The sequence below is a fragment of the Rhizobium sp. SL42 genome (assembly GCF_021729845.1).
Lineage (GTDB): Bacteria > Pseudomonadota > Alphaproteobacteria > Rhizobiales > Rhizobiaceae > Allorhizobium.
The window spans coordinates 1,322,565-1,345,940 of sequence record NZ_CP063397.1; the positions used below are offsets into that span (position 1 = coordinate 1,322,565).

Annotated in this window: 23 protein-coding genes; 15 read left to right on the plus strand and 8 right to left on the minus strand. The window is 60.5% G+C overall.

The window, feature by feature from the left end; all coding sequences use genetic code 11:
- Positions 1–1,158, plus strand: a complete 1,158-nt coding sequence (locus IM739_RS06065) for a glutathionylspermidine synthase family protein (RefSeq protein ID WP_237370989.1) — start codon at positions 1–3, stop codon at positions 1,156–1,158.
- An 82-nt stretch (positions 1,159–1,240) separates the two neighbouring features.
- Positions 1,241–2,191 carry a DUF808 domain-containing protein gene (locus IM739_RS06070; protein ID WP_237370300.1) on the plus strand — a complete coding sequence of 317 codons (951 nt, stop codon included), beginning with the start codon at positions 1,241–1,243 and terminating at the stop codon, positions 2,189–2,191.
- Between the two features lie 190 nt (positions 2,192–2,381).
- Here IM739_RS06070 and IM739_RS06075 read toward each other — a convergent pair whose 3' ends face one another.
- Together IM739_RS06075 and IM739_RS06080 are read right to left on the minus strand one after the other, a co-directional pair.
- On the minus strand, positions 2,382–3,926 hold the full coding sequence (locus tag IM739_RS06075; RefSeq protein ID WP_237370302.1) for a Fic family protein: 1,545 nt from the start codon (positions 3,924–3,926) through the stop codon (positions 2,382–2,384).
- 241 nt (positions 3,927–4,167) lie between these two features.
- Positions 4,168–4,980: a helix-turn-helix domain-containing protein gene (locus tag IM739_RS06080; protein WP_237370303.1), complete on the minus strand. Its 813-nt coding sequence runs from the start codon at positions 4,978–4,980 to the stop codon at positions 4,168–4,170.
- Between the two features lie 629 nt (positions 4,981–5,609).
- On the opposite strand from IM739_RS06080, the gene IM739_RS06085 reads away from it, so the two are divergent.
- A complete protein-coding gene (locus IM739_RS06085) occupies positions 5,610–7,544 on the plus strand; it encodes a methyl-accepting chemotaxis protein (RefSeq protein WP_237370304.1) in 1,935 nt (644 codons plus the stop codon).
- An 86-nt stretch (positions 7,545–7,630) separates the two neighbouring features.
- Here the strand turns inward: IM739_RS06085 and IM739_RS06090 are convergent, their stop codons facing one another.
- Complete coding sequence (locus tag IM739_RS06090; protein ID WP_237370305.1) at positions 7,631–7,957, minus strand: hypothetical protein; 327 nt, start codon at positions 7,955–7,957, stop codon at positions 7,631–7,633.
- On the opposite strand from IM739_RS06090, the gene IM739_RS06095 reads away from it, so the two are divergent.
- Positions 7,956–9,092 carry a glycoside hydrolase family 25 protein gene (locus IM739_RS06095; protein WP_237370306.1) on the plus strand — a complete coding sequence of 379 codons (1,137 nt, stop codon included), beginning with the start codon at positions 7,956–7,958 and terminating at the stop codon, positions 9,090–9,092. The genes IM739_RS06090 and IM739_RS06095 overlap by 2 nt on opposite strands.
- A 225-nt stretch (positions 9,093–9,317) precedes the next feature.
- Here IM739_RS06095 and IM739_RS06100 read toward each other — a convergent pair whose 3' ends face one another.
- Complete coding sequence (locus IM739_RS06100) at positions 9,318–9,515, minus strand: hypothetical protein (protein ID WP_237370307.1); 198 nt, start codon at positions 9,513–9,515, stop codon at positions 9,318–9,320.
- A gap of 328 nt (positions 9,516–9,843) precedes the next feature.
- Here IM739_RS06100 and IM739_RS06105 point away from each other — a divergent pair, with 328 nt between their 5' ends.
- Entirely contained in the window at positions 9,844–10,110 is a 267-nt protein-coding gene (locus IM739_RS06105; protein ID WP_237370308.1) for a hypothetical protein, read from the plus strand.
- A gap of 132 nt (positions 10,111–10,242) precedes the next feature.
- On the opposite strand, the gene IM739_RS06110 is transcribed toward IM739_RS06105, so the two are convergent.
- The gene (locus tag IM739_RS06110) at positions 10,243–10,518 is read right to left on the minus strand and encodes a BON domain-containing protein (RefSeq protein WP_237370309.1); all 276 of its coding nucleotides are present in this window, start codon (positions 10,516–10,518) and stop codon (positions 10,243–10,245) included.
- Between the two features lie 149 nt (positions 10,519–10,667).
- Between IM739_RS06110 and IM739_RS06115 the strand changes: the two genes are divergently transcribed.
- Positions 10,668–12,344 (plus strand): sensor histidine kinase, encoded by a 1,677-nt coding sequence (locus tag IM739_RS06115; protein WP_237370310.1) that lies wholly within the window; start codon positions 10,668–10,670, stop codon positions 12,342–12,344.
- A gap of 216 nt (positions 12,345–12,560) precedes the next feature.
- Here the strand turns inward: IM739_RS06115 and IM739_RS06120 are convergent, their stop codons facing one another.
- Positions 12,561–12,845, minus strand: coding sequence for a hypothetical protein (locus tag IM739_RS06120; RefSeq protein ID WP_237370311.1), 285 nt, complete (start codon positions 12,843–12,845; stop codon positions 12,561–12,563).
- Between the two features lie 129 nt (positions 12,846–12,974).
- Here IM739_RS06120 and IM739_RS06125 point away from each other — a divergent pair, with 129 nt between their 5' ends.
- Complete coding sequence (locus IM739_RS06125) at positions 12,975–13,262, plus strand: hypothetical protein (RefSeq protein WP_237370312.1); 288 nt, start codon at positions 12,975–12,977, stop codon at positions 13,260–13,262.
- A gap of 47 nt (positions 13,263–13,309) precedes the next feature.
- On the opposite strand, the gene glgA is transcribed toward IM739_RS06125, so the two are convergent.
- The gene (glgA, locus tag IM739_RS06130; RefSeq protein WP_237370990.1) at positions 13,310–14,761 is read right to left on the minus strand and encodes a glycogen synthase GlgA; all 1,452 of its coding nucleotides are present in this window, start codon (positions 14,759–14,761) and stop codon (positions 13,310–13,312) included.
- 125 nt (positions 14,762–14,886) lie between these two features.
- Positions 14,887–15,171: a DUF2934 domain-containing protein gene (locus IM739_RS06135; RefSeq protein WP_237370313.1), complete on the minus strand. Its 285-nt coding sequence runs from the start codon at positions 15,169–15,171 to the stop codon at positions 14,887–14,889.
- Positions 15,172–15,872: 701 nt separating this feature from the next.
- Between IM739_RS06135 and IM739_RS06140 the strand changes: the two genes are divergently transcribed.
- The 8 genes from IM739_RS06140 to IM739_RS06175 all read left to right on the plus strand — a co-directional run bounded on the left by IM739_RS06140 (position 15,873) and on the right by IM739_RS06175 (position 23,375).
- Positions 15,873–17,519, plus strand: a complete 1,647-nt coding sequence (locus IM739_RS06140; RefSeq protein ID WP_237370314.1) for a globin-coupled sensor protein — start codon at positions 15,873–15,875, stop codon at positions 17,517–17,519.
- 134 nt (positions 17,520–17,653) lie between these two features.
- Positions 17,654–17,953: an STAS domain-containing protein gene (locus IM739_RS06145; protein ID WP_007604187.1), complete on the plus strand. Its 300-nt coding sequence runs from the start codon at positions 17,654–17,656 to the stop codon at positions 17,951–17,953.
- The gene (gene cheY1 / locus IM739_RS06150; RefSeq protein WP_007604188.1) at positions 17,950–18,315 is read left to right on the plus strand and encodes a chemotaxis response regulator CheY1; all 366 of its coding nucleotides are present in this window, start codon (positions 17,950–17,952) and stop codon (positions 18,313–18,315) included. The genes IM739_RS06145 and cheY1 overlap by 4 nt, the downstream gene beginning before the upstream one ends.
- Positions 18,316–18,331: 16 nt before the next feature.
- Positions 18,332–20,569, plus strand: coding sequence for a chemotaxis protein CheA (locus IM739_RS06155; RefSeq protein ID WP_237370315.1), 2,238 nt, complete (start codon positions 18,332–18,334; stop codon positions 20,567–20,569).
- Between the two features lie 4 nt (positions 20,570–20,573).
- Positions 20,574–21,041: a chemotaxis protein CheW gene (locus IM739_RS06160; RefSeq protein ID WP_237370316.1), complete on the plus strand. Its 468-nt coding sequence runs from the start codon at positions 20,574–20,576 to the stop codon at positions 21,039–21,041.
- A complete protein-coding gene (gene cheR / locus IM739_RS06165; RefSeq protein WP_237370317.1) occupies positions 21,038–21,940 on the plus strand; it encodes a protein-glutamate O-methyltransferase in 903 nt (300 codons plus the stop codon). The genes IM739_RS06160 and cheR overlap by 4 nt, the downstream gene beginning before the upstream one ends.
- Positions 21,940–22,986, plus strand: a complete 1,047-nt coding sequence (cheB, locus tag IM739_RS06170) for a protein-glutamate O-methylesterase CheB (protein ID WP_237370318.1) — start codon at positions 21,940–21,942, stop codon at positions 22,984–22,986. The genes cheR and cheB overlap by 1 nt, the downstream gene beginning before the upstream one ends.
- Positions 22,986–23,375 carry a response regulator gene (locus IM739_RS06175; RefSeq protein WP_237370319.1) on the plus strand — a complete coding sequence of 130 codons (390 nt, stop codon included), beginning with the start codon at positions 22,986–22,988 and terminating at the stop codon, positions 23,373–23,375. Before cheB ends, IM739_RS06175 begins: the two co-directional genes overlap by 1 nt.
- The last annotated feature ends 1 nt before the right edge of the window (position 23,376 follow it).

Consider the following 23,376-nt stretch of genomic DNA (forward strand, 5'->3'; position numbering starts at 1 on the left):
ATGCGACGCATCTCCATCCCACCGCGCCCGGATTGGCGTGAGAAGGCGAATGCCGTCGGATTCAGTTTTCACGAAATGTATGGCGAACCCTATTGGGTCGATGACGCCGCCTATTGTTTCGAGCTCGAGGAAATCGAGAGCGAGATTGAAGGGCCCAGCCAGGAACTGCACGAGATGTGCCTGGATCTGGTCGACGATATCGTGAGAAGCGAACAGGCGCTTGATCAGCTGGCTATTCCTCGTGAATTCCAGGATGTTGTGCGTCGCTCGTGGGAAAGGGAAGATCGCCACCTCTATGGTCGATTTGATCTTGCCTATGATGGAAGCGGACCAGCGAAGCTGCTCGAGTACAATGCTGACACACCCACCTCCGTGTTCGAGACGGCCTATTTTCAGTTCAATTGGCTGACAGACCAGATTACGGCGGGCAATCTTGCTCCAGGCACGGATCAGTTCAATTCCGTGCAGGAGTGTCTGGTCGAGGCGTTCAGTCAGTTCTCGCGCGACAGGATCTTCCATTTTGCGGCTATCACCGACAGTGCCGAGGATCTGGGCACGACTGTCTACCTGATGGATTGCGCCATCCAGGCCGGCCATCGGGCCCAGTTTCTTGATGTTCGCGAGATCGGCGTCGATGATCAGGGACGATATGCCGACCTGCAGAATCGTGTCATCGAGCGCTGCTTCAAGCTCTACCCGTGGGAGTTCATGCTGCGTGAGACCTATGCGGCCCAACTCGTGGAACACAGCGCTGTCTTCGTAGAACCTGCATGGAAGGCTGTGTTGTCGAACAAGGGTCTTCTGCCGTTGCTTTGGCGGCGTCATCGAAATCACCCCAATCTGCTCCCGAGCTTTTTTGCCGACGATCCAAAAGCAACTGCGCTGAGCGACTATGTGATCAAGCCACTCCTGTCGCGCGAGGGTGAAAACGTGCACCTGTTTCGTTCCGGACAGGAGGTTATTTCGGCGCCGGGGGACTATGGTGCTGAAGGATCGGTGATCCAGGCATACGCGCCCTTGTTCAAGAGTCACGCCGGTCATGCCGTCTTGGGAAGTTGGATCGTCGGGGATAGAGCCTGCGGACTTGGTATCAGGGAGGACAGGTCGTTGATTACAGCCAATCTCGCCCGCTATGTACCACATGTCATCATGGGGTGATGAGGCCGACTGGACTGCTCGCGCCTCTGGAAAAGACTGAACAGCCACCGAAATTTTGCCGACCGAAAAGATTGGGAAACACATGGCCACTGGACTTCTCGCACTTCTCGACGATGTTGCAGCCATCGCCAAGCTTGCTGCCGCGTCACTGGACGATGTTGCCACGCAAACTGCAAAAGCAGGGGCAAAGGCGGCAGGTGTGGTGATCGATGACGCGGCAGTCACGCCAAGATATGTGGTCGGCCTCTCTCCAGCGCGCGAACTGCCGATCATCGGAAAGATCGCGCTTGGATCATTCAAAAACAAGCTCTTGTTCCTGCTTCCGGCCGCACTGTTCCTTGGATACTTCGCGCCGTGGTCAATCACACCGTTGCTGATGCTGGGTGGTTTGTATCTTTGCTACGAAGGGGCGGAGAAGCTTTACGAAGTCGTAATGCCGCACAGTGCTCATGAACATGAGACGGCTATGCACGGCAACATGGATCCGGTTTCCCTGGAAGATCAGAAAGTCTCCGGCGCGATCAGGACCGATTTCATTCTCTCGGCGGAGATCATGGCCTTAACGCTCGCCAATGTCGCATTATCCAATATCTACACACAGGCAGCCGTCCTGGCATCCGTCGGAATCCTCATCACTGTTGCGGTCTATGGTGTCGTCGCACTGATCGTAAAGGCGGATGACGTCGGTCTGGCACTTGCTCGTTCCCCGCTCGGCTTAATGCAGGTAGTCGGACGTGGACTTGTTGCCGGCGTCCCTGCTTTCCTGAAAGCCCTTGCAATGATCGGAACCGCTGCCATGCTCTGGGTCGGGGGAAGCATTCTTGTTCATGGGATGGCCGAACTGGGCTTTCACGCACCTGAACACCTGATCGAGACGTTAGCGGGCGGTGTCGGCTCGGCTTCCGCCTACCTGCAGGGTGCATTGCAATGGATCGCGACGTCTGCGGTTCAGGCTGTGTTTGGTATCGTTGTCGGCGGGATGGCGATTATAGCGATTCAGGTTGCCGCACCTGTTATCAGGCGGTTCGGGTAGAGCCGGTGATGGCTGTTTGTTGATTGTCGCAGGATTTGACCCCCAATTGATTGCAACGAATTTGGTGGGTGAACGCGAAAACGAAAAAATAGGGCAAATTCTGCTGATATTCGACAGTCAGCACTTTTAGACTAGCGACGTCGACCTAGACACGCTCTCCGGCAGATCTAATTTTGATCTGCCGCCGGCATCACCGACCGTTTTGCTCGAATGAGTTAGCGTAGAGCGTCTCGATCTGCTTGACCTCGGTATCGTCTAGAGCGGCAAACTCCTTTGTGCGCGCCCTCTGTGAGAGACGGCCGCTATTCTGGTTGAGAAACTTGTGCAGCAATTCGGCTTGGGCCATGGGCATGTCGATGATCTCCTGAAGCTCGGCGGCGAAGAGATCAAAAGCTTGCAGGAAGCGAACTTCTTGCGGCAGGTCGTGATTCACAGTCTGTTCGACGCATTCGTAGAGAAAGGCCGCATGTGCCGTGGCATCGAAGTATCGGTAGAATGGCGCGGTGTCGTTCAGGACCTCAACGTTGCCAGCAGCCGTCGGACGCCATTCGATGAAGGGCAGGAGAGGCGCCGACCACGATTCCAGCACGGCTCTGTAACGTTCGATGTTCCGCAGAATGACTGCGCTGACGGGGAAAACGAGACCTGGTGGGCTGTAGGATGCGGCGGCAAGCGCGTGGTGGATTAACCAGCGGTGTAGACGGCCATTCCCATCCACATACGGGTGGATGTAAACAAACCCAAATGCCAGGCAGGCTGCGGCCACCACCGGATCCATCGTTCCCCGCGTCGCGCGCTCGGAAAATGCAATCAGTCCGCCGACCAGGCTATCAAGATCCTCGTGTCGGGCGCTCACGTGATCGGGAATGGGCAAGTTGGTATCGCGGTCATGGACGCCGACGAATCCACCCTCATCACGAAGACCGAGGCGCACGAAGCGGGCGTCACCGATGACGATCCGCTGAAGACGGTCAAGCTCTTCGAGACTGAGCGGTCGGACACCCGCCTGCGATATGGCCTGGCCCCAACGCGCCGCTCTTGGGCCGGACGGTTGTTCCCCTTCTATGGCGAATGAGGATTTTGAGTCGTTGAGCAGGATAAATGCAGCAGCGCGCGCGACCAGGTCCGGACGAACGCGTCCCATCGCCTCGCGCGCCCGCGCCCCAAGTGCCTGTTGCGAGAATGCGGCGAGGTTTGCTGTTTTCCGCACTAGCGGGCAAAATGCAGGTGTGCCGGGAAGGTTATTCAATACCTTGTGTCGAGGTGACGGATCACCCTCGGTGAGACCATATTGCTGGTCCCGGTCGATGACCGGCACCATTCTCACTTTGCCAGGATCGGGAAGATTGAGCCGCCGGCTTGTCAGCCATTCGTACAGGAACCAGAGGCGGCGGGCAAAGGCACCGGTCGGGGTCAGGCGTATGATGGCCTCGATCTCTTCAGGGGCAACGGTTTTGAAGAGAGCGGACAAGACCTGAAGGTCAATGCCTTCGTATCTGAAAGCGAAAACCAGATGTGAGCCAAGCGCCGGTTCCGGGCGATAGCGCGGCGTTTGCATCAGCCACGCCTCTGTTGAGACCGGGTGGTGCCGTTCCGCAATCGCTGCCATTCGGGATGGTGCGGGCATGATCAAGTCGAAGGCCGCGATGATAGCAGCATAACCCGCCGGTTCGCCTCGCTCAGGCAAGGGTCGCCCGTGAAAGTCATTCACGCTCTGCGTAGGCCATTCACCCATCTGTTGTCCCGCGAAACTGGATCACTTGGCCCAGACCCTTTGGTGAGAATCCATCACCATCAGCGAAAACCTATCACCTGTTGCACATTTTGTGAATTATATTCACGGAGGTAGGCGGGGGTGCTCCATGAGGGGCCTCGTGATGCCATCGACCTGAGCCTCAACCTCTCGCAGTCACCTCTCAGTTTCCGATTTTGTGTCGAAGGACTTGCAACGAGGCTTCATACCGCGCCGACGCACCTCAGCTTGCCGCAAGCTCACCCACAGCGCGGGCCCAAAATGGTCTCAACTTGGTTGTTTGGAAATTCGGATTGAGATCCCACACGGTTTCGCCGGCAAGATGGTCCCGCCGATCGTTGAAGAAGGCGATCCATTCCTGGGCATGCGGACTGGTCTCATCCGGCGGCCAGTAGCCTGGCAAGCTGTATCCCCGCCTCCCAGCTTTCACCGTCTGGACGCCCAGAGCTTGCATCGAGGGGAGATCACTGCGCTGCAGCCAATTGCGCCATTGCTCGACCTGGTCCGACTTCGTTTCGGCGACGAAAACGAGCGGGACGGCTCGCCGCGTCTCGACGCGCGGCGGGGCGTCCTCGCGCGGGTTAGGTTTATATATTATTTCTTTCTCTATGTTTGGTGGACATATTTGTCCCCCTTCGCTGGACAGATCTGACCGCCTTCCCGGACGATTTTGACCGCCTTTGTCTGGATAAAGGGTGACAATTTTGTCCGTCTTTTCACGTGCCTGCGATGCGCGTAGAGTCGATGACGCTGAGGGACGATATTCCGTGTTGTGCCCGACGCCGTTTCCGCGCTCGACCTCGAACCATCCGCTTAACTCAAGTTCCCGGACGGCGCGCTGAATGGTCTTGACGCTCTTGCCGGTCGCGTCGGCAATCGTTTGATAGGACGGCCACGCCTTCTCGGTGTGGCCGTTCAAATGCGTGGTGACGATGTAGAGCGCCACGGATCGCGCATTGTCGCTTAGATCCTTGTCGCAGCTGAGCTGCTGAAGCCATTGAAGCTTTACATCCCGAAATGGTCTCGTGCGGCTCATGCGTACCTCCCGTCACCTGCAAGGTGATGGGCGTTCGCCTGCCGGCACGCGGGCCGAGCCTTGCCAACCGCTCCTTGGCCCGTTACGGAGAAGGGATCGCGGATCTCGTGAAATAGGTTTGACGTTTCTGACCTAAGTCCTTGAAATTCAATCGGACGTTTGACGCCGCTTTCGAGGTAAACTACCAAATTCGCGACAACAAAATTGGATTGAAAATCCGCGTGTCGGTGGTTCAAATCCGCCTCCGGGCACCATTTTTCTTCAGCAAGATACATGTTTTTGCGGTGCCGGCGCTCATTGCGTTTGTCGGCGTGGGATGCGCCCGGGTGCATTCCGGGTGTCATTTTTGGTGTCAATCGCCATGCGGCAAAGCCTTCGGGCTGTGTTGGCCAGAGTTGAAGGAGCCTCTTCTCCCTTCCTGGTAGCCGCAGTCGGACGCTGGCTGACTGAGGCTTCTTTCTGGCTATCGAGCAACCTGCCTCACGGATCCTCTTCTGCCGGAGCCTGCGTCCTGGGTGATGCCCGGAATGGGTGTTCGGCTGGACCATTCAACTTCTGGCTATTTTCAGAAAATTAACGGTGATACGGCAAAGATAAGGACTTCCTAAATCATAAATCGTGGATAGACCGTGAAGAATCTCAAAGTTTCCCGAAAGCTGCTGGTGGCGTTTTCACTCATTCTCGTGATCGTTGCCGTATTCTGTGCCGTTGCCATGAACTCGCTTCAGCAAATCAGGACGGCGAACGCGGAAAATAGCGAGACGCAGAACGTTCTGAAGACGTCGGGAGAAATCCTTGCGACCCTCGTGGAGCATCAGAACGCAATGCGCGGATACGTCGCCAGCCTCAACGACGAATTCCACGGCCGGATGGCCAAATATGCAGATGCGGTGCCGCCCCTCGTCCAGGGGCTTGAAGGACTGCTTTCGCCAGAGAGGGCCGCCTTGTCTGTTCCGCCACTTCGCGCGGCCATAGCAACATTCAACAGCGAGGTCGCGGCGGCCGTTGCCGACGCGAAGGATCCGGCGAAACTTGAAGGGACCCGGTCGACAATCGCCAAGACGGCACGATTGACCAAGATTCGTGAGATTCTGACCGCGCTGAACGAGAGTGAACTTAAGTCGGCCGAGGCCCGAAACGCCGAGCTCGAGAACGCCTTCAACACCGCTGTCGCCACCCTTGTTGTCGGCGGGATACTCACCGGTGTTGTTGCGATTGTGATGGGTATCGTTCTGGCCCGCGGCCTCGGCAAGCCAATCGTGGCAATGACGGATATCATGCGCAGACTTGCCGCGGGCGATACCGGTGTCGTACTGGCCGAAGCTGGACGCAAGGACGAAATCGGCGCCATGGCCACGGCCGTCGAGGTCTTTAGAAACAACGCCGTCACGAACCTTCGCCTCGAATCGGAGGCAAGCCACCAGCGAGATCTGTCTGATGGAGAGAGAGCGAAACGTGCCGAGGAAGACCGGAAAAGAACAGAAGCGATGGCCGATGCCACGTCTGGTTTGGCCGGTGGCCTTTCACAGCTGGCAAGCGGCAATCTCACCATCGAGCTTTCCACGCCCTTCGCTCCGGAGTTCGAGAACCTTCGCATAGATTTCAATCGTGCCGTCAAGCAGCTCGCTGAAACTCTTGCAGCCGTGTCCCAGTCGACGGATTCGATTGACGACGGTAGTCGGGAGATCAGCAACAGCACGAATGATCTGTCAAAGAGAACCGAGCAGCAGGCCGCTTCCCTGGAAGAAACCGCCGCGGCACTCGATCAGATTACAGTCAATGTCATCAACGCTTCCAAACGGGCGGAAGAGGCACGTACAGCCGCAGCCGACTGCACGGCAAGCGCGGAACGCTCCGGCAATGTGGTGGCCAATGCGGTTGGCGCGATGGGCCGTATCGAACAGTCCTCGAGCCAGATCGCAAACATCATCGGCGTCATTGACGAGATAGCATTCCAGACAAACCTGCTCGCCTTGAATGCCGGCGTCGAGGCTGCCCGCGCCGGTGAGGCCGGGAAAGGGTTCGCGGTCGTCGCTCAGGAGGTTCGGGAGCTGGCGCAGCGCTCTGCCCAGGCGGCGAAGGAAATCAAGTCCCTCATTCGCACATCGACCGAGGAAGTGGCAAACGGCGTGAAGCTTGTCAGCGAAACGGGTGACGCTCTCAAGACGATCGAAAGCTTCATCGTCAACGTCAATCAGCATATGAACGCCATCGCAACGTCAGCCCGCGAGCAATCGGTTGGCCTGGGCGAAGTCAACACGGCGGTGAACCAGATGGATCAGGTGACACAGCAGAATGCGGCGATGGTGGAAGAGACCAGTGCTGCAAGTGCAACCCTTTCCTCTGAAACAGCAAGACTGCGTCAGCTGATCAGCCGCTTCGATCTGGGCGCTGCAAGTTCGACAAGGCGCCTGTACGAACGAGCGTCCTCTTCAAGGCCGCAATCGGACCACGGGGCTCGGGTGGCAAATCCCGAAATCGTGGCGACGAAGCAGAAGAAAACCGTTGTTGTTCTCGCGCATGGCAACAACGCGTTGAAGAATGATGATTGGGAGGAGTTTTGAGGGGGGCTTTGGCATCCCTTTGAATTGATCTCTGGGGCTTCTATCGCGAATGCTCCGCCTGAACGGCGCAAGAGGCATGCCCAATATCAGGAAAACTGGAAACTGAGACGGGATCGCGGTTGACTGGGTGCAGCAGCATTTTTCAGATGATTGAATTGCAACACCGAGCCGGCTGCGCGCCGGTTGGGTGTTGCGCAGTTACGCTTGCGAAGGGTGCGGACCTCGACCGCGCCATTCCCGCCGCAGGGTCGATCCCCCGACGCGCTGATTGCAATGCGCATGACATCTTCGCCATTCGTAAAGATTGCATTCAGCATTTCCCGGTAAAACTCTGTTAGCAATTGGTGTCCGTGTTTCCCGGCAGACCCGGTTTTCGGGGATTGCTGGCCTTGAGTGTTGAGTACCTGTGTCATGCGTTTGAAGCTTGTCTCGTCGATCCTGATCGGCTGCCTTCTCCTTGCCGGATGCCGCTCGTCCGGGCCTGACGAGGTACTGACCATCGGCTCGAGGCCCCTGCCGCAGGCCAGCGCCGTGGCGACGGTGTCGCAGCAGCAGGCACCGGTTCCGCTGTCGGACGTGACATCGTCGATCGTGCCGCCGGCGGCCGTCGAAACCAATCAGCCACATCAGGACGCGCTCGCCTGGGCCGGCCCCATTCCCGGCGGTGCGCCGCTGGCAGCCAGCACGATGCCGAGCACCACGATTCCGGCCAGCACGATGCCGACAAGCACGATGACAGCCGGCATGCCGATGCCGAACGAGTGGCCGGTCGCCATGCTCACACCGGTCGTGCCGCCGCTTCCGCAGGATCTCCAGGAAACGCCGCGCCAGAAGAGTGGCAATGCCGGTCGTTCGCGCATCTACAGCCACCGTTTCAAGGATGCCAAGCCGATCAATTTCGGCAAGACCAAGCCGCGCGACTATCCGGTTCACGGCGTCGACGTCTCGCGCTGGCAGGGCGAGATCGACTGGGCGAAGCTGCGCAGCCAGGGGGCGAACTTCGTCTATATCAAGGCGACCGACGGCGGCGATCATCTTGATCCGATGTTCAAGAAGAACTGGAAGCGCTCCAACGAGGCCGGCATCAAGCGCGGCGCCTATCACTTCTTCTACTGGTGCCGCACGGCCGGCGAGCAGGCCGACTGGTTCATCCGCAACGTGCCGCGCGATCCGGATGCGCTGCCACCGGTCATCGACGTGGAATATAATGGCGAGTCGAGCTGCAAGCGCCGCCTGTCGCCGGAAAAGGTCCGCGAGAAGATGCAGGTCTTCATGGACAAGCTCGAGCGCCACTATGGCCAGCGGCCGGTGATCTATACGGCGCCTGACTTCTACAAGGACAATCTGCGCAACGCCTTCCTCGACTATCCTTTCTGGCTGCGCGCCGTCGCCCAGCATCCGTCCAAGGTCTATCCGGGCCGCAAATGGATCTTCTGGCAGTATTCCGGCTCGGGCCTGTCGCATGGCGTCAAGGAGAAGATCGACCTCAATGTCTTCCATGGCAGCGAGGAGCAATGGCACCGGTGGTCGGGCCGCGGCGCAAGCTGACGCTTAGGCGGACGTGGCTTTCCTCGTCATCGCCGGCATGTGGGAAATATCCCAGACGGGCCGACGGGCACGGGCCGATGTTGCGCAACTGACCGAGCGGAAATGCTGGCCCCGAAATGATGTCTGGAGCTGATGCCCGGAACGGGTTGTCCGAGCTGGCCGTTCACAACGGTGTCCTTGCCACAAATCTCTCGTGTCCCGCCACCCGCCACCCGGTGCCTGCGCCTAGGCACCCGTGCCGGGCTCGACAATAGGAGGGTTGCGGGTCTCGTCCGGATTGGGGTTTGGCCATTCGTCCGGCAGCAGGTCCGGTGCCGGTTCTTCGACCGGTACCTCGGGTGTCCAGCCCGGAGCCGGCATCGGCGGCGTTTCCGCCGGTGTCGGGATCGGTGTCCCCGATGTTGTCGTTGTCGTCATCGTCATCTTGTTTCCTCCTGTACATAGGTGTGCGGATGCCAAAAATGACGGCATGGACCGCGGCCTGTCCTCTGTGCAATCCGTGACCGACGACATTGGTTCCGGTCATAGTCCCATTCATGCCCCGCCCGCGTCTTCGCCATTGGCCATCATTGGCACGTTTCCGCACGGCCGCGGCGGTCCGGAGCCTCCTGGCGCGACGAGGCAAGCGCATGGATCTCAGCCGCGCAGATCGTCGCGACACCGGGATCAACGCCTGCAAAAAATAATTGCGGAGGCCCGGAACCCTTTGCCACCGGCGCGCGTTTCTGCAGGACATGAGGAGGAGTTTGCCATGGCTCAGGTGTATTGTGATATTGTTCCCCAGGCGAACGGCTGGGTTTTTGTCTCCGACGGCGTGCAGTCGGCTGCCTATCCCAGCTATCGTCTGGCGGTAGAGGCAGCAAAGGCCCATACGGACCGGCAAACCGGCAAGCGCCGGACGTTCATTTTCCGGCAGCAGGATCTGAAGGGCGGCATGCTGGAAATCGGTGCCATGTCGCAGGCATTCGAACAGCGCGGCGCGGGTGCGGCCGGTCAGAAAGCGGCAGTGCAGAAATAACGGTTCGGAAACGGCAGTCTAGAATCTGATGAGATGCGGGTGAGTGAGGGGCGTTCCGGACGCGAACATTCGTTGGCAAGTCCATGGCTGCAGGCGCAGCCATGGTTTTTGGCGTTTCCCGAACCATCGAGGTCACGGCGCCTCGTTGCTTGCAACCGTGACCGTCACCTTCTCCACACCGGGAACGGACATGATGATATCCACGGCGCGATCGATCTCGCGACGCGAAGTGATCCGGCCACTGAGAACGATGTCCCGTCCCCTCGCAACCACCGTCAGCTCGCTGGCATCGAGCCTCGGCGAGACGGCAAGCGCCTTGGCGACCGCCATCTCCAGCCGCGCCGTGTTCGGGTTTTCCGTTTCGGCGACGGGATTGTCGTCATGAAAGCGCTGCGGCTTGAATACCATCGCATCGATCCTTCGTGTTTCATCAGGTTCAATTTCACTGGGTCTAACGCAGCTCCCGGCTTTATGTTCGCCTCGACGCGATTAAATTTGCTCCGTGTTTGTCTGTGGTTGCATAGTCCGGCACAGGCGGGGGTGGAGAGGCCCAGATCATGAAAGTCCTGACCAGCTATTTCGGCCGGCTTTTCCCGACGGCGTCGATCGGCACCTATCTGGCGATGATGGCGGTGCTTTCGACCTTGCCGCTGCTCGGTTTTGTCGTCTTCCTGCTGCTTGAACTGGAGCGCGGTCAGTTCCAGTCCCTGAAGCTCGAGACAGCCCAGGATGCGCAGACCGTCAGCCGCAACGTCGAGCGCGCTGTCTCGGACATGGCGACGACGCTGACCCTGGTCGCCAATTCCGCCGAACTGCAGCAGGGCAATCTGGCGGCCTTTCATCGCCGCGTGTCGGAAAGCCTGAAGGGCAGCTCGCTTTATGTCCTGCTTGTTCGAATGGACGGCGCCCAGCTTCTCAATACACGCCTGGCGTTCGGCACGGCGCTGCCGAGAATGTCAAATATCGCGTCGCTGCAATCGGCATTGCGTTCCGGGAAAACCGAACTGTCCGGCGTCTTCTACGGCGCGACCAGCAAGCGCTGGGTGATCAACCTGACGATGCCCCTGCAACCTGCCCAGCCGAGTGATGCCGCAGCCGTCGTGCTGACGCAGGATGCGGCCAGTCTTGCCAGCCTCTTGTCGACCGACAACCTTCCGCCAGGATGGACGGCCGGCCTTCTGGACGGCGATGGCCGGATCATCGTGTCGAGCGGACCAGATAACCGGCCATCCGGCGACCAGTTCGATCAAAGCTCGCTGGACTTGATGCATGGCTCCAACAACAGCCTGATCATCTACCGCGACGGCGTGCAATATCTGCTCGGTTATTCCAAGGTTGCCGACTGGCCCTGGAGCGTGGCGATCTGGGGACCGGTGTCGAGCGTTCAGGGTTCCTTCGTCACCATATGGAAAAACCTGCTGATCGGCAGCATGGTCTTCCTGGCGCTGAGCCTGTGCGTGGTCCTCACGGCGGCCCACCAGCTGCGTTCGGCGATCCGCAAGATTGCCGCCATGGCCGAGCGCATCGGCCATGGCGACATCGTATCGCCCGAACGCACCAAGATCCTCGAGGCGAACCAGGTGGCATTTGCCCTGTCCAACGCCTCCTTCGACCGCGCCCAGGCGGAGGAGCGCACGCATTTCATCCTGCAGGAACTGGTGCATCGCACGAAGAACATCCTGTCCCTGGTCCAGGCGATGATGCGCCAGCTCGCACGCGGAACCGACAATGTCGATGAATTCCAGCGCGCCGTCAGCGGACGTCTGGCCGGCCTTGCGCAATCGATCGAGGCCCTTGCCAAGCAGCAATGGGGTGGCATTCCCCTGTCGACCCTGGTTGAACTGCAACTGATGACGGTCGTCGGCTCGACCGAACGCGTCGCGCGTCGCGGTCCGGATCTGCTCGCCAATGCCAATGCCGTGCAGAATCTCGGCCTCGTCTTTCATGAACTGGCCACCAATTCGGTGAAATATGGCGCTCTCTCGGCGTTCGAAGGCAAGATCGTCGTGGAATGGACGATCCTCGATGCGCAGTCCGAGCAGCCCATGCTGGAACTGACCTGGACGGAGATCAACGGTCCGCCGGTCACCGAGCCCAGCAGGCGCGGCTTTGGCTCTACCGTGGTCGAGCGGCATGCCGCCAGCGCCTTTGGCGGCAAGGTCAGCATGGACTTCAATCCCGAAGGCCTGCGCTGGTCGCTCGTGGCGCCCCTGCAGGCATTCGTCAGCAGCTAAAGCCTTTTCGGGTTAGATTGAAACATTCTGCCGGAGCAGATTTTCGTCGGCGCAGAGGCGACTGGCGAGGGGCATACCCTTGGGCACGCCCGAGCCGATCGCCTGTGATCCCGGCGAAAAGATGCCCGGCCCTTCTGATTGGTTGAAACGGGCCGCCTCACGCGGATAAACGCGCTCGTGGCGCAACACCGTCACAAAGGTTCGCCAGACGGCCGTTCAGTCGCCGCGTTGCGCTTGAGCATGGCGGCTGAGCGCCTCGGCCCGAGCCCTGGCGGTTTCGAGGATCTGGCGGATCTCGTCGCTTCTCTCGCCGCCACGGGCAATCCCTGCCGATGGGGTCAGCCCCGGATCTTCAGCACCATCGTGCATCATCACCTCTTCCTCCAGGCTGCGCAGCAATTCGAGCGTGCTGTCAGGCCGCAGCAGCGCTGATGTGAGCAGCGAGATGAGGATCTCGCGATGGGCGTTCAACCGCCCCTCGATCATTTGTGTGTCGATCATTGAGTTGTCTATTTGCATCTGTCTTGCGCCTCCCTGCCACGATGCGTGGCCTTGGATGATGCAGGGGAACAATGACGGCGGTCAAATGTTTCATCGGCGGCCTGAAATAGTGCGCGAAAGGAGAGATTCATGGTTGATGCGACGGAAGACAAAGTCCGCGCACCACGCTGGCGCCGCCACAGCGACCCGCGGGACAGGTTGATCATGGCCTTGTCTGCGCAGCTGGAAGCCGAGCGGCAGAAGCGCGAGGCCCTGCGCATGGCGCTTCGCCATGGCGCGGTCGATCAGGCCTTGCTGGAGGCGGTCGCCCAGGAGCCCGTTGTGGCATTCAGCGAGGATATTGCGGCCCTCAAGCAGACTGTAGCGCTGCGCGACCGAACGTCCGGCGAGGAACATCGGCCGGAATTCTGGATGTAGGCCGCGACAAAAAAGGCGAGCGATCGCCGGCAGATCTTGCGCGGTCCTCAGAGGACCGATCGCACGCGGTTTTCGGTCAGCCTTGCGTAGACGTCCGCATAACTTTCGGCGCTGCGATCCCAGGAGTAGTCGGCGCGCATTGCCTGCAGCTGCATCCGCGACCACTGACGCCGGTCGCCATAGGCATCGGCTGCGCGCCGCAGGGCATGACGCAGCCCCTCCGGTCGCACCGGGTGGAACTGGAACCCGGTCGCGGCCCTTGCCGTCAGCGCCGCGTCATTTGCATCGATGATCGTTTCCGAAAGGCCGCCGGTGCGCGACACGACCGGCACGCAGCCGTAACGCAGCGCATAGAGCTGCGTCAGTCCGCAGGGCTCGAAACGCGATGGCTGGATGATGGCATCCGAACCGCCATGGATCTGGTGCGCGGTCTGTTCGTTATAGCCGACCGACACGGCCATTCGCCCGGGAAACCGGGCCGCCGTGGCCTGCAATGCGTTCTCGATGTCATGATCGCCCTGGCCAAGCACGATCAGGCGACCGCCGCGATAGAGGATTTCATCCGCCACCTCGGCCAGCATGTCCATGCCCTTCTGCCAGGTGAGTCGGGTCACTGCCGAAAACAGCGGCCCGTCGCCCGGCTCGAGCCCGAACCGCTCCAGCAGCAGCGCCTTGTTGCGCTTCTTGTTGCGGAGTGTCCTGGTGTCGTACCGAAACGGCAGATAGCCGTCCGTGGCAGGGTTCCAGACATCGTTGTCGATGCCGTTGACGATGCCCTGCAACCTGTCGAGCCGCGCATTCAGCACGCCATCGAGCCCCATGCCGAAGGCTGGCGACAGGATTTCACGCGCATAGGTGGGGCTGACGGCGGTGATATGATCGGTGCTCATCAACCCGCCCTTGAGATAGCTGATGTCACCGAAATATTCGAGCCCATCGACCGAATAGGCCTCCGGCGGCAGCCCGATATAGGGCAGGAGCGTGGACGAGTATTGCCCCTGGAAGGCGAGGTTGTGGATGGTCAGGACCACGGGTACGGTCGTTCCGAGCTGGCGCATGTAGACGGGCGTCAGTGCCGCCTGCCAGTCGTGGCAATGCACGAGGTCGGGTTTCCAGCCGGGCAGGGCGCCCGCCGCGATCTCCGCTGCCGCGAGCGACAATACGGCAAAACGTTTCCAGTTGTCCGGGTGGTCGATACCGTCCGGGTCAACGTAGGGGCCGCCGTCGCGCTCGAAGAGTGTGGGCGCATCGAGGACGAACAGGCTGAGCCCGTCGATGTCGAGATGCCGCAACATGGCCTTTTCGCCGAGCAAGTCATCGAACGCCATCAAGGGGGGATGCAGGCGCGTCAGTGCCAGAAGCGAAGGGTAACCGGGTACCAGCGTATGGGTTTCGATGCCGAAGCGCGACAACGCCTTGGGCAGGGCTCCCGTGACGTCGGCGAGGCCGCCGGTCTTGATCAGCGGGTAGATCTCCGAGGTTACCGCAAGAACCTGCAGCGCCGCATTCGGGACGCCGCCCCTGGCAAGGCGTGCCTGGCCCTCGATCTGATGCGTATCGCGCAGGCGCTGGATGAATTGTGCCCGCCCCAGAGCGATGCCGATTTCCGCTTCGCCCATGGTCGTCATCTCTTGGGTGCTTTGACGGCCCTGGCCGGTCGGGCCGGTTGGTTGGAAGGCGCAAGGCTGTCCTCGATCGCCGAGGCCTGCGCTTCGGCTATGCGCCGGCCGGCATTGTTCGTCGTCCCGTCGGAAGCGGCTTGCAGCGTTTGCCAGTCCTGCAGTGCCGCATGCCAGTGATCGGCGTCGCGGCCGTGCGGGCGACCTTCCTCCTCCCATCGGGAGTAAGCCCTGCGGGCAATCCAGTCATTGTCTCTGTCGGGGTGCCTTTCGGGATCATTGTCGGTCATGGCTTCTCTCCGCTCGCCGCCGCGTTCACCTGTCATCACGAACAGCCTGACAGACCGACCCCGCTGGAAGCGGGCCGAAGCCAGGCATCTGAAGTCAGCAACGGCGACCTCGCACCGCAGCGTTGCTCCACTTCGTCCAGTTCATGCGAGAGATAGACATGTCAGTAACGCCAGCGAGGGGAAACGGTTCCCGGCGCAAACAGGGATTCGAGCGACCGCCGTGCAGTCCCGGTCTTGCGTGTCCCTGTTTTGGACACTGGTCGCGGTTCTTACGTGCATCCCGCCTGCAAAACTCCTCGGTGTCGGCGCTTTGCAGACCTCGCCGCTGTGTGCAGCTTCGGTCTGTTTACGACGCCTCTGCCCAGTTACGACACCTGGCAAGGCTATTCTTCTGCATATTAGCGGATTCGGTTCTGCGGCCACCATTCATTAACCTTCAGGCAAGGAATTAACCATAATGATTGCTGAACACGTCGGAGTGGGACTCACGGAAGAGTTTCCTTCGGGCATGACGCCGTCCCGTCGTACCGGTTTTGGCCCGGTCTGTAATAATCATGCAGGCAGTTCGAAAGACGGCTGGCCATGAATGCGGACGGACCTCCAGACGTGGTCCATGATTTTGCATCCGTGTTTAAGCCACCGCGCTATCGGTCTGCCCAGAAGGGGGCGATCTCGTTCGAGATCGCCGCAATACGGGCAATATGGCAAGTCAGGTCAATCCGACGGAACGGACAACGGGAGCGCAGGCAGGCAGCCTGGGCGAACGCTTGCGTTTTGCCGGCCTCGATGACAGCCACCGCGAACTGCTGCGCCAGAACCGCCATCTGCTCTCGCCGCAAGTGAAGACGGCCCTACGTGATCTCTTCCAGCGTCTCCAGACATTTCCCGATGCCGCGCGCGCCTTTTCCAGCGAGCGTCAATATGATCGTTTCCATGACCTCCTGTCCTCGCACTGGGATGTGCTGACGGATGCCCGTTTCGACGCGCTTTACGCAGAGCGGGTGAAGGTTCTGTCCGACAGCGAAAGCCGCATGGGTCTTGACCCAAGATGGCACATCGCCGGCCACGCGGTAGTTCTCGAACATCTGCTGACGGCCGTGATGACCGAGAATGCCGGCTCGGGGCTGCTGCCGTCCGCGCGCCGCCGCCATCGCGAAGTCACCGACCTTGCCGGTGCGCTCGTGCGGCTGGTCATGGTCGATGTCGAAATCGCCGTTTCCCTGCGGTTCAACGAACTACGCGTCAAGCACCATCGTGACCTGGCAGCCCAACGCGAGCGTGATCGTGCCGAGGTTGAGGCCGTTTTTGGCCCGATTATCGAAAGCCTGGCCGAGCGCGATCTGACGGTGCGCGTCGGTGCCGATGTGCCGGACGCCTATGCCGACCTCGGTTCGCGCATGAACGAGGCGCTGGAACAGCTGCAGACCGCGTTTCTGGCTTCGGAGGACAAGCTCGTGCAAGCCCGCGGCACGACCGATGCCATGGTCTCTGCTGCACGCGACTGTTCGCGCGGTGCCGATGCCCAGTCCGAGCGGCTGGGCGAGGCGTCCCGTGCACTCGATGCCCTGACATCCGACGTGCGCGTCAGCGCCGGCAAGACGCGCAAGGCCGAAGCGTCGGTTGCCGCCACCCGCCAGTCGGTCGAGGCCAGCGGCCATGTGGTCGGCCAGGCGATTTCGGCCATGGCCGATATCGAGGCGTCCGCCGAGCAGATCGGCCATATCATCGGCGCGATCGATGAAATTGCATTCCAGACCAACCTCTTGGCGCTCAATGCCGGCATCGAGGCGGCCCGTGCCGGCGATAGTGGCCGCGGCTTTGCCGTTGTCGCCCAGGAAGTGCGTGCGCTCGCCCAGCGTTCGGCGGATGCCGCCCGCGAAATCAAGACGCTGGTGGCGACGACCAAGAACCAGGTCGTCGCCGGTGTCGACATGGTCGCGCGGACCCAGGGGGCCATTGCCGATATCGTCACCCAGGTCGGTGGCATCAGCGGCACCGTTTCGGAAATCGCCAGCGAGACCGATGCCCAGGCGACCGGCCTTGCCGGCGTGTCGGGCATCGTGGCCGCTCTCGGCGCCGATGTCTCCGCCACGGCGGATCACGCGCGTCGCTCCAGCGGCAGTTCGGACGACCTGCACAAGGTCATCCTCGAACTCGGCGAGACGATCCGCGAATTCCACATCGAACGTCAGGTTCGCCCGTCAAAGCCGGTCTCGTCGCGTCTTGTCGTTTCGTCGGCAGCAGCTTCCCTGGCCGGTCCGCGGGGCCGTGACACAGATGACGTCGACAACGCACTGTTTGATGATGATTTCGGCTTTTCGGTCCAGATTGCTGGGCTGGGAGGATGAGGGGATTGTTTACCACCATGCGCTACACAAGAGGCTCAGGCGGCAAATGTCTCCGAACAAATGGTGGATTTCTCAACCGGTTACCGGCTGGACCGGCACGATAGCTGCGGCTGCGTGAAACAAGGAAAGAAATGATGGCAGTCAAGAAAGGCCAACAGAAGAGTTTGAAACTCGCGGCGGTATTGGACCTCAACGAGGCCTCCAATCTGAAGGCGAACATTCTCTCCTTGCGCGGTGCTCCGCTCACCATCGACGCCTCCGGCGTCGAGCGTGTCGGCGCCCAGTGTGTTCAGGTGCTGATGGCCGCGGCCAAGGCCTGGGAAGCTGACAAGCACCCCTTCTCTTTCGGCAAGGCCTCGGAGGCCTTTCTCAAGACCCTTCAACTGATTGGCGTGAACGTCGACCATCTGCTCGCTAAGGAGATCCGGCAATGAAGAAAAAAGTGCTTACTGTGGATGACTCCAGAACCATCCGAAACATGCTTCTGGTCACCCTCAACAATGCTGGCTTTGAAACCATCCAGGCCGAAGACGGCATCGAAGGTCTCGAAGTGCTCGAAGACTGCAATCCGGACGTTATCGTCACCGACATCAACATGCCGCGTCTCGATGGTTTCGGCTTCATCGAGGGCGTTCGCAAGAACGAGAAATACCGCGCCATCCCGATCCTGGTCCTGACCACGGAAAGCGACGCGGAAAAGAAGAACCGCGCGCGCCAGGCTGGTGCAACCGGATGGATCGTCAAGCCGTTCGATCCGACCAAGCTGATCGATGCCATCGAGCGTGTAACCGCCTAAGCCGGGATTTTCTCCTATGGATATGAACGAAATCAAAGAGATCTTCTTCCAGGAATGCGAGGAGCAGCTCGCGGAACTGGAATCCGGTCTTCTGAAAATGAATGACGGGGATCGTGACCCGGAAACGGTGAATGCCGTGTTCCGCGCGGTTCACTCGATCAAGGGCGGTGCCGGTGCTTTCGGTCTAGATGACCTGGTGGCCTTCGCGCACGTCTTTGAAACGACACTTGATTGCGTTCGTTCCAACAAGCTCGAACCTGGCCCGGAAGTGATGAAGGTCATGCTCAAGTCGGCCGACGTGCTGGCCGACCTGACCAATGCGGCCCGCGATGGCGGCAGCGTCGATTCCTCACGCTCCAGCGGCCTGGTCAAGGAACTGGAAGCACTGGCGCATGGCGAAATGCCGGCAGCATCGTCTGCACCGGCGCCTGCGCCTGCAGCCCCGGTCGCCAAGGCGCCGGCAGCGTCCGACGACAGCGGCTTCCAGCCGATTCCCTTCTCCTTCGACGGCTTCGGCGCTGATGAAGAGCCGGCCCCGTCGATCTTTGAGGTCAGCTTCAAGCCGCGTCGCGATCTGTATTCCAAGGGCAATGAAGCCGCTCTCCTGCTGCGGGATCTCTCGCGCGTCGGCGAGATGAGCATCAACTGCATCATGGACGGCCTGCCATCGCTCGATGACCTGGACCCGGAAGAAGCCTATTTCGCCTGGAAAATCCAGATCAAGCCGGAAAAGGGCGAAGAGGCCATTCGGACCGTGTTCGAATTCGCCGAATGGGACTGTGACCTCGAAATCAAGATGATCGAGGCGGAACAGGCCAAGCCCGCCGCCGAAGAGCTGCCGATGATCCCCGTACCATTCGACTTGTCGGCGCTCGACGACGGCCCGGAAATGGTTGCAGCCGAAACGGTCAATGCGGCTGTCGATGCTGCCGAAACCGCGACCCGTGTCAGCAAGCTTGCTGCCGCCAAGGCGGAAAAGAAGGAATCGCCGGCAGCCGCCGCCGCTGCCGCTGCAGCCGCCGCCGCCGCTCAGGCCAACAATGCCGCCGGCCAGACCATCCGCGTCGATCTCGATCGCGTCGACCGCCTGATCAACCTGGTGGGCGAACTCGTCATCAACCAGGCGATGCTGTCGCAGAGCGTCATCGAGAATGATGCGACGGGCACGTCTGCCGTCAACATGGGCCTCGAGGAGCTGCAGCAGCTCACCCGCGAGATCCAGGACTCGGTCATGGCGATCCGCGCGCAGCCGGTGAAGCCGGTCTTCCAGCGCATGTCGCGTATCGTCCGTGAAGTGGCCGACATGGTCGGCAAGTCGATCCGCCTCGTCACCGAAGGTGAAAACACCGAAGTCGACAAGACGGTCATCGACAAGCTGGCCGAGCCGCTGACCCACATGATCCGCAATGCCGTCGACCACGGCATCGAAAGCCCGGAAAAGCGCGCCGCCGCGGGCAAGGAGCCAGAAGGCACGATCAAGCTGACCGCGAAGCACCGTTCGGGCCGTATCGTCATCGAACTGGTCGATGACGGCGCCGGCATCAACCGCGAACGCGTCAAGCAGAAGGCCATCGACAACGAGCTGATCGCAGCCGATGCCAATCTGACGGATGAGGAAATCGACAACCTGATCTTCGCGCCCGGCTTCTCGACCGCCGACAAGATCTCCGACATTTCCGGCCGCGGCGTCGGCATGGACGTGGTCAAGCGCTCGATCCAGGCACTCGGCGGTCGTATCTCGATCACCTCGCGCCCGGGCCTCGGCTCGACCTTCACCATGAGCCTGCCGCTGACGCTCGCCGTTCTCGACGGCATGGTGGTCACGGTTGCCGGCCAGACGCTCGTCGTACCGCTCACCGCGATCGTCGAAACCCTGCAGCCGGAAGCGCAGAACATCCACTCCTTCGGTGCCAACCAGCGCCTGATCTCGATCCGCAATTCCTTCTGCCCGCTGGTGGATGTCGGCCGGATCCTGAACTTCCGCGGAACCCAGGCCAATCCTGTCGAAGGCGTGGCGCTGCTGGTCGAATCGGAAGGTGGCGGACAGCGCGCCCTGATGGTCGATGCCATCCAGGGACAGCGCCAGGTCGTCATCAAGTCGCTGGAAGCCAACTACACCCATGTTCCGGGTATCGCCGCCGCAACCATCCTCGGTGATGGCCGCGTCGCTCTGATCCTTGACGTGGATGCCGTCGTTGCCGCCTCGCGCGGTCAGTCCCTCAAGCAGGAAATGTCACTAGCAGTCGCAGGATAGTCTCATGTCGTATGCGGTCAGAAGCCTTGCAGAAGGAAATCGTGAACTCATCGCCTTCCGGATCGGAGAGCAGGAGTTTTGCGTGAACATAATGTCGGTGCGCGAGATTCGCGGGTGGACCCCCGCGACCCCGCTGCCACATTCGCCCGGGTATGTCCTGGGCGTGATCAATCTGCGCGGCGCCGTACTGCCGATCATAGACCTGTCCAAACGCCTCGGCATGAAGCCGGTCGAGCCCAGCGCGCGCCACGTCATCATCGTGGCGCAGGTTCGCTCGAAGATCATCGGCCTCCTGGTCGAGGCGGTATCCGACATCCTGACGGTGACCGAGGAAAACATACAACCGACGCCGGAGATCTCCTCCGACCTCGAACGCCAATATGCCCGCGGCATTCTCGCGATCGACAAGCGGATGATCTGCTTGATCGAGCTTGGTGCTCTTTTTACCGACGCCGAAAGCGAGGCTGCATGACATTTGCAATGAGTTCATCAAGGCAATCTGAAGACGAGGTCCTGGCCAGCGGTGAATACCCGCTGACCCGTCGCGATCTCAATGAGATCGCAGCGATGATCTATTCGGACGCAGGCATTGCCCTCAACGATTCCAAGGCATCCCTGGTCTATTCCAGGCTGTCGAAGCATATCCGCAATCTCGGCCTGTCGGGTTTCCGCGCCTACTGTCAGCTTGTCGCTTCGCAGGAAGGTGCCGCGGAACGGCGCGAGATGCTTTCGCACCTGACCACCAACTTCACCCGCTTCTTCCGCGAGAACCATCATTTCGAGCATCTGCGCGACGAGGTCCTTCCGGGACTGATCGCACGGGCGAAGGCCGGCGGCCGTGTCCGTATCTGGTCGGCAGCCAGCTCGGACGGCCAGGAGCCCTATTCGATCGCGCTGACGGTGCTTCAGGCATTTCCCAATGCCGCCGATTATGATTTCAAGATCCTGGCAAGCGACATCGATCCCAAGATCCTCGCCATTGCCCGTCAGGGTGCCTATGACGAGCAGGCGCTTGAAACGGTTTCTCCCGCCATGCGCAAGCAATGGTTCAAGGAGACCGAAATCAACGGTCGCCGCAAGTTTCAGGTCGATGACCGCCTCAAGCGCCTCATCACCTTCAACGAGCTGAACCTGATGTCGCAGTGGCCGTTCAAGGGCCAGTTCGATGTCATTTTCTGCCGCAACGTCGTGATCTATTTCGACGAGCCGACCCAGGTGAAGATCTGGGGCCGTTTCGCCGGGCTGCTGCCGATTGGCGGTCATCTCTATATCGGCCATTCGGAGCGTGTCTCGGGAGATCCGAAGAACGATTTCGACAATATCGGCATCACCACCTATCGCTATCTTGGCAAGCAGGGAGGGCGTAAATAATGGGTCATCCCGCACGCGTTCTCGTCGTCGACGATAGCCCGACCATGCGCGGCCTGATCACGGCCGTGCTCAGTCAGGATCCGGATGTCAGCGTTGTCGGCCAGGCCGGCGACGCCATGGAAGCCCGCGCGGCGATCAAGCAGCTGAACCCGGACGTCGTGACGCTCGACATCGAGATGCCGAACATGAACGGCCTCGAATTTCTCGAAAAGATCATGAAGCTGCGTCCGATGCCGGTCATCATGGTCTCGACCATGACCCATCGCGGGGCGGAAGCCACGCTGGCTGCGCTGGAAATCGGTGCCTTCGATTGCGTCGCTAAGCCCGTGCCGGGCGATGCGCGTCCGTTCGGCGAACTGGCGGAAAAGGTCAAGGCCGCGGCCCGCTCGCAGCACCGGCATGCACCGGCCCCGCAGGCCCAGCCGGCAAGCACTGCCCCGACAGCCGATTTCCGCGTCGGTCGCAAGATTGTCGCCATCGGGTCTTCGACCGGTGGCGTCGAGGCCCTGATCGCGGTGCTGCAGAAGTTTCCGCGCAATTGCCCGCCGACGGTCATCACGCAGCATATGCCGCCGACCTTCACCAGGAGCTTTGCCGAGCGCCTGAACAGGCTTTGCGCCCCGGTCGTCGAAGAGGCGACAGATGGCGCAAGGCTCGAAATCGGCAAGATCTATCTTGCCCCCGGCGGCGAGCGTCATCTGCAGGTGTCGAATGCATCGGCACCGTGCTGCCGCCTGGTCGAGCGGGCTCCGGTCAACGGACACCGGCCTTCGGTCGATGTTCTGTTTGATTCTGTTGCCGAACTTGCGGGCCGAAGCGCCGTTGGCGTGATCCTGACGGGCATGGGGCGTGATGGCGCCTCGGGCCTTCTCAAGATGCGTCACGCCGGTGCGCGCACCATCGGTCAAAACGAAAAGACCTGCGTGGTCTATGGCATGCCGCGCGTCGCCCACGAACTGGGCGCCGTCGAACATCAGCTGCCGCTTGGTTCCATTGGGGAGGAGATCCTCAAACTAACTGCCGCCCGAAAAGAAGGTATCGAATAATGTCCATAGCCGAAAAAATCAAAGTTCTGATCGTCGACGATCAGGTCACCAGTCGCCTCCTCCTGTCGGACGCCCTGACCCAGCTTGGCTTCAAGCAGATCACGGCAGCCGGCGATGGCGTCCAGGGCATGAAGATCATGGAGCAGCAGCCTCATCATCTCGTGATCTCGGACTTCAACATGCCGAACATGGATGGTCTCGGATTGCTTCAGGCCGTTCGCACCAACCCGAACACCAAGAAGGCAGCCTTCATCATCCTCACCGCGCAGGGCGATCGTGCGCTGGTGCAGAAGGCCGCCCAGCTGGGTGCCAACAACGTGCTCGCCAAGCCTTTCACCATCGAAAAGATGAAGGCCGCGATCGAGGCCGTATTCGGAGCATTGAAATAAA

What these genes read in the sequence shown, in the direction of transcription:
- IM739_RS06065 (WP_237370989.1), top strand. Translation starts at nt 1, where the DNA reads ATGCGACGCATCTCCATCCCACCGCGCCCGGATTGGCGTGAGAAGGCG.
- IM739_RS06070 (WP_237370300.1), top strand. Translation starts at nt 1,241, where the DNA reads ATGGCCACTGGACTTCTCGCACTTCTCGACGATGTTGCAGCCATCGCC.
- IM739_RS06075 (WP_237370302.1), bottom strand. Translation starts at nt 3,926, where the DNA reads ATGGGTGAATGGCCTACGCAGAGCGTGAATGACTTTCACGGGCGACCC.
- IM739_RS06080 (WP_237370303.1), bottom strand. Translation starts at nt 4,980, where the DNA reads ATGAGCCGCACGAGACCATTTCGGGATGTAAAGCTTCAATGGCTTCAG.
- IM739_RS06095 (WP_237370306.1), top strand. Translation starts at nt 7,956, where the DNA reads ATGCGTTTGAAGCTTGTCTCGTCGATCCTGATCGGCTGCCTTCTCCTT.
- IM739_RS06090 (WP_237370305.1), bottom strand. Translation starts at nt 7,957, where the DNA reads ATGACACAGGTACTCAACACTCAAGGCCAGCAATCCCCGAAAACCGGG.
- IM739_RS06100 (WP_237370307.1), bottom strand. Translation starts at nt 9,515, where the DNA reads ATGACGATGACGACAACGACAACATCGGGGACACCGATCCCGACACCG.
- IM739_RS06105 (WP_237370308.1), top strand. Translation starts at nt 9,844, where the DNA reads ATGGCTCAGGTGTATTGTGATATTGTTCCCCAGGCGAACGGCTGGGTT.
- IM739_RS06110 (WP_237370309.1), bottom strand. Translation starts at nt 10,518, where the DNA reads ATGGTATTCAAGCCGCAGCGCTTTCATGACGACAATCCCGTCGCCGAA.
- IM739_RS06115 (WP_237370310.1), top strand. Translation starts at nt 10,668, where the DNA reads ATGAAAGTCCTGACCAGCTATTTCGGCCGGCTTTTCCCGACGGCGTCG.
- IM739_RS06120 (WP_237370311.1), bottom strand. Translation starts at nt 12,845, where the DNA reads ATGATCGACACACAAATGATCGAGGGGCGGTTGAACGCCCATCGCGAG.
- IM739_RS06125 (WP_237370312.1), top strand. Translation starts at nt 12,975, where the DNA reads ATGGTTGATGCGACGGAAGACAAAGTCCGCGCACCACGCTGGCGCCGC.
- IM739_RS06135 (WP_237370313.1), bottom strand. Translation starts at nt 15,171, where the DNA reads ATGACCGACAATGATCCCGAAAGGCACCCCGACAGAGACAATGACTGG.
- IM739_RS06140 (WP_237370314.1), top strand. Translation starts at nt 15,873, where the DNA reads ATGGCAAGTCAGGTCAATCCGACGGAACGGACAACGGGAGCGCAGGCA.
- IM739_RS06145 (WP_007604187.1), top strand. Translation starts at nt 17,654, where the DNA reads ATGGCAGTCAAGAAAGGCCAACAGAAGAGTTTGAAACTCGCGGCGGTA.
- cheY1 (WP_007604188.1), top strand. Translation starts at nt 17,950, where the DNA reads ATGAAGAAAAAAGTGCTTACTGTGGATGACTCCAGAACCATCCGAAAC.
- IM739_RS06155 (WP_237370315.1), top strand. Translation starts at nt 18,332, where the DNA reads ATGGATATGAACGAAATCAAAGAGATCTTCTTCCAGGAATGCGAGGAG.
- IM739_RS06160 (WP_237370316.1), top strand. Translation starts at nt 20,574, where the DNA reads ATGTCGTATGCGGTCAGAAGCCTTGCAGAAGGAAATCGTGAACTCATC.
- cheR (WP_237370317.1), top strand. Translation starts at nt 21,038, where the DNA reads ATGACATTTGCAATGAGTTCATCAAGGCAATCTGAAGACGAGGTCCTG.
- cheB (WP_237370318.1), top strand. Translation starts at nt 21,940, where the DNA reads ATGGGTCATCCCGCACGCGTTCTCGTCGTCGACGATAGCCCGACCATG.
- IM739_RS06175 (WP_237370319.1), top strand. Translation starts at nt 22,986, where the DNA reads ATGTCCATAGCCGAAAAAATCAAAGTTCTGATCGTCGACGATCAGGTC.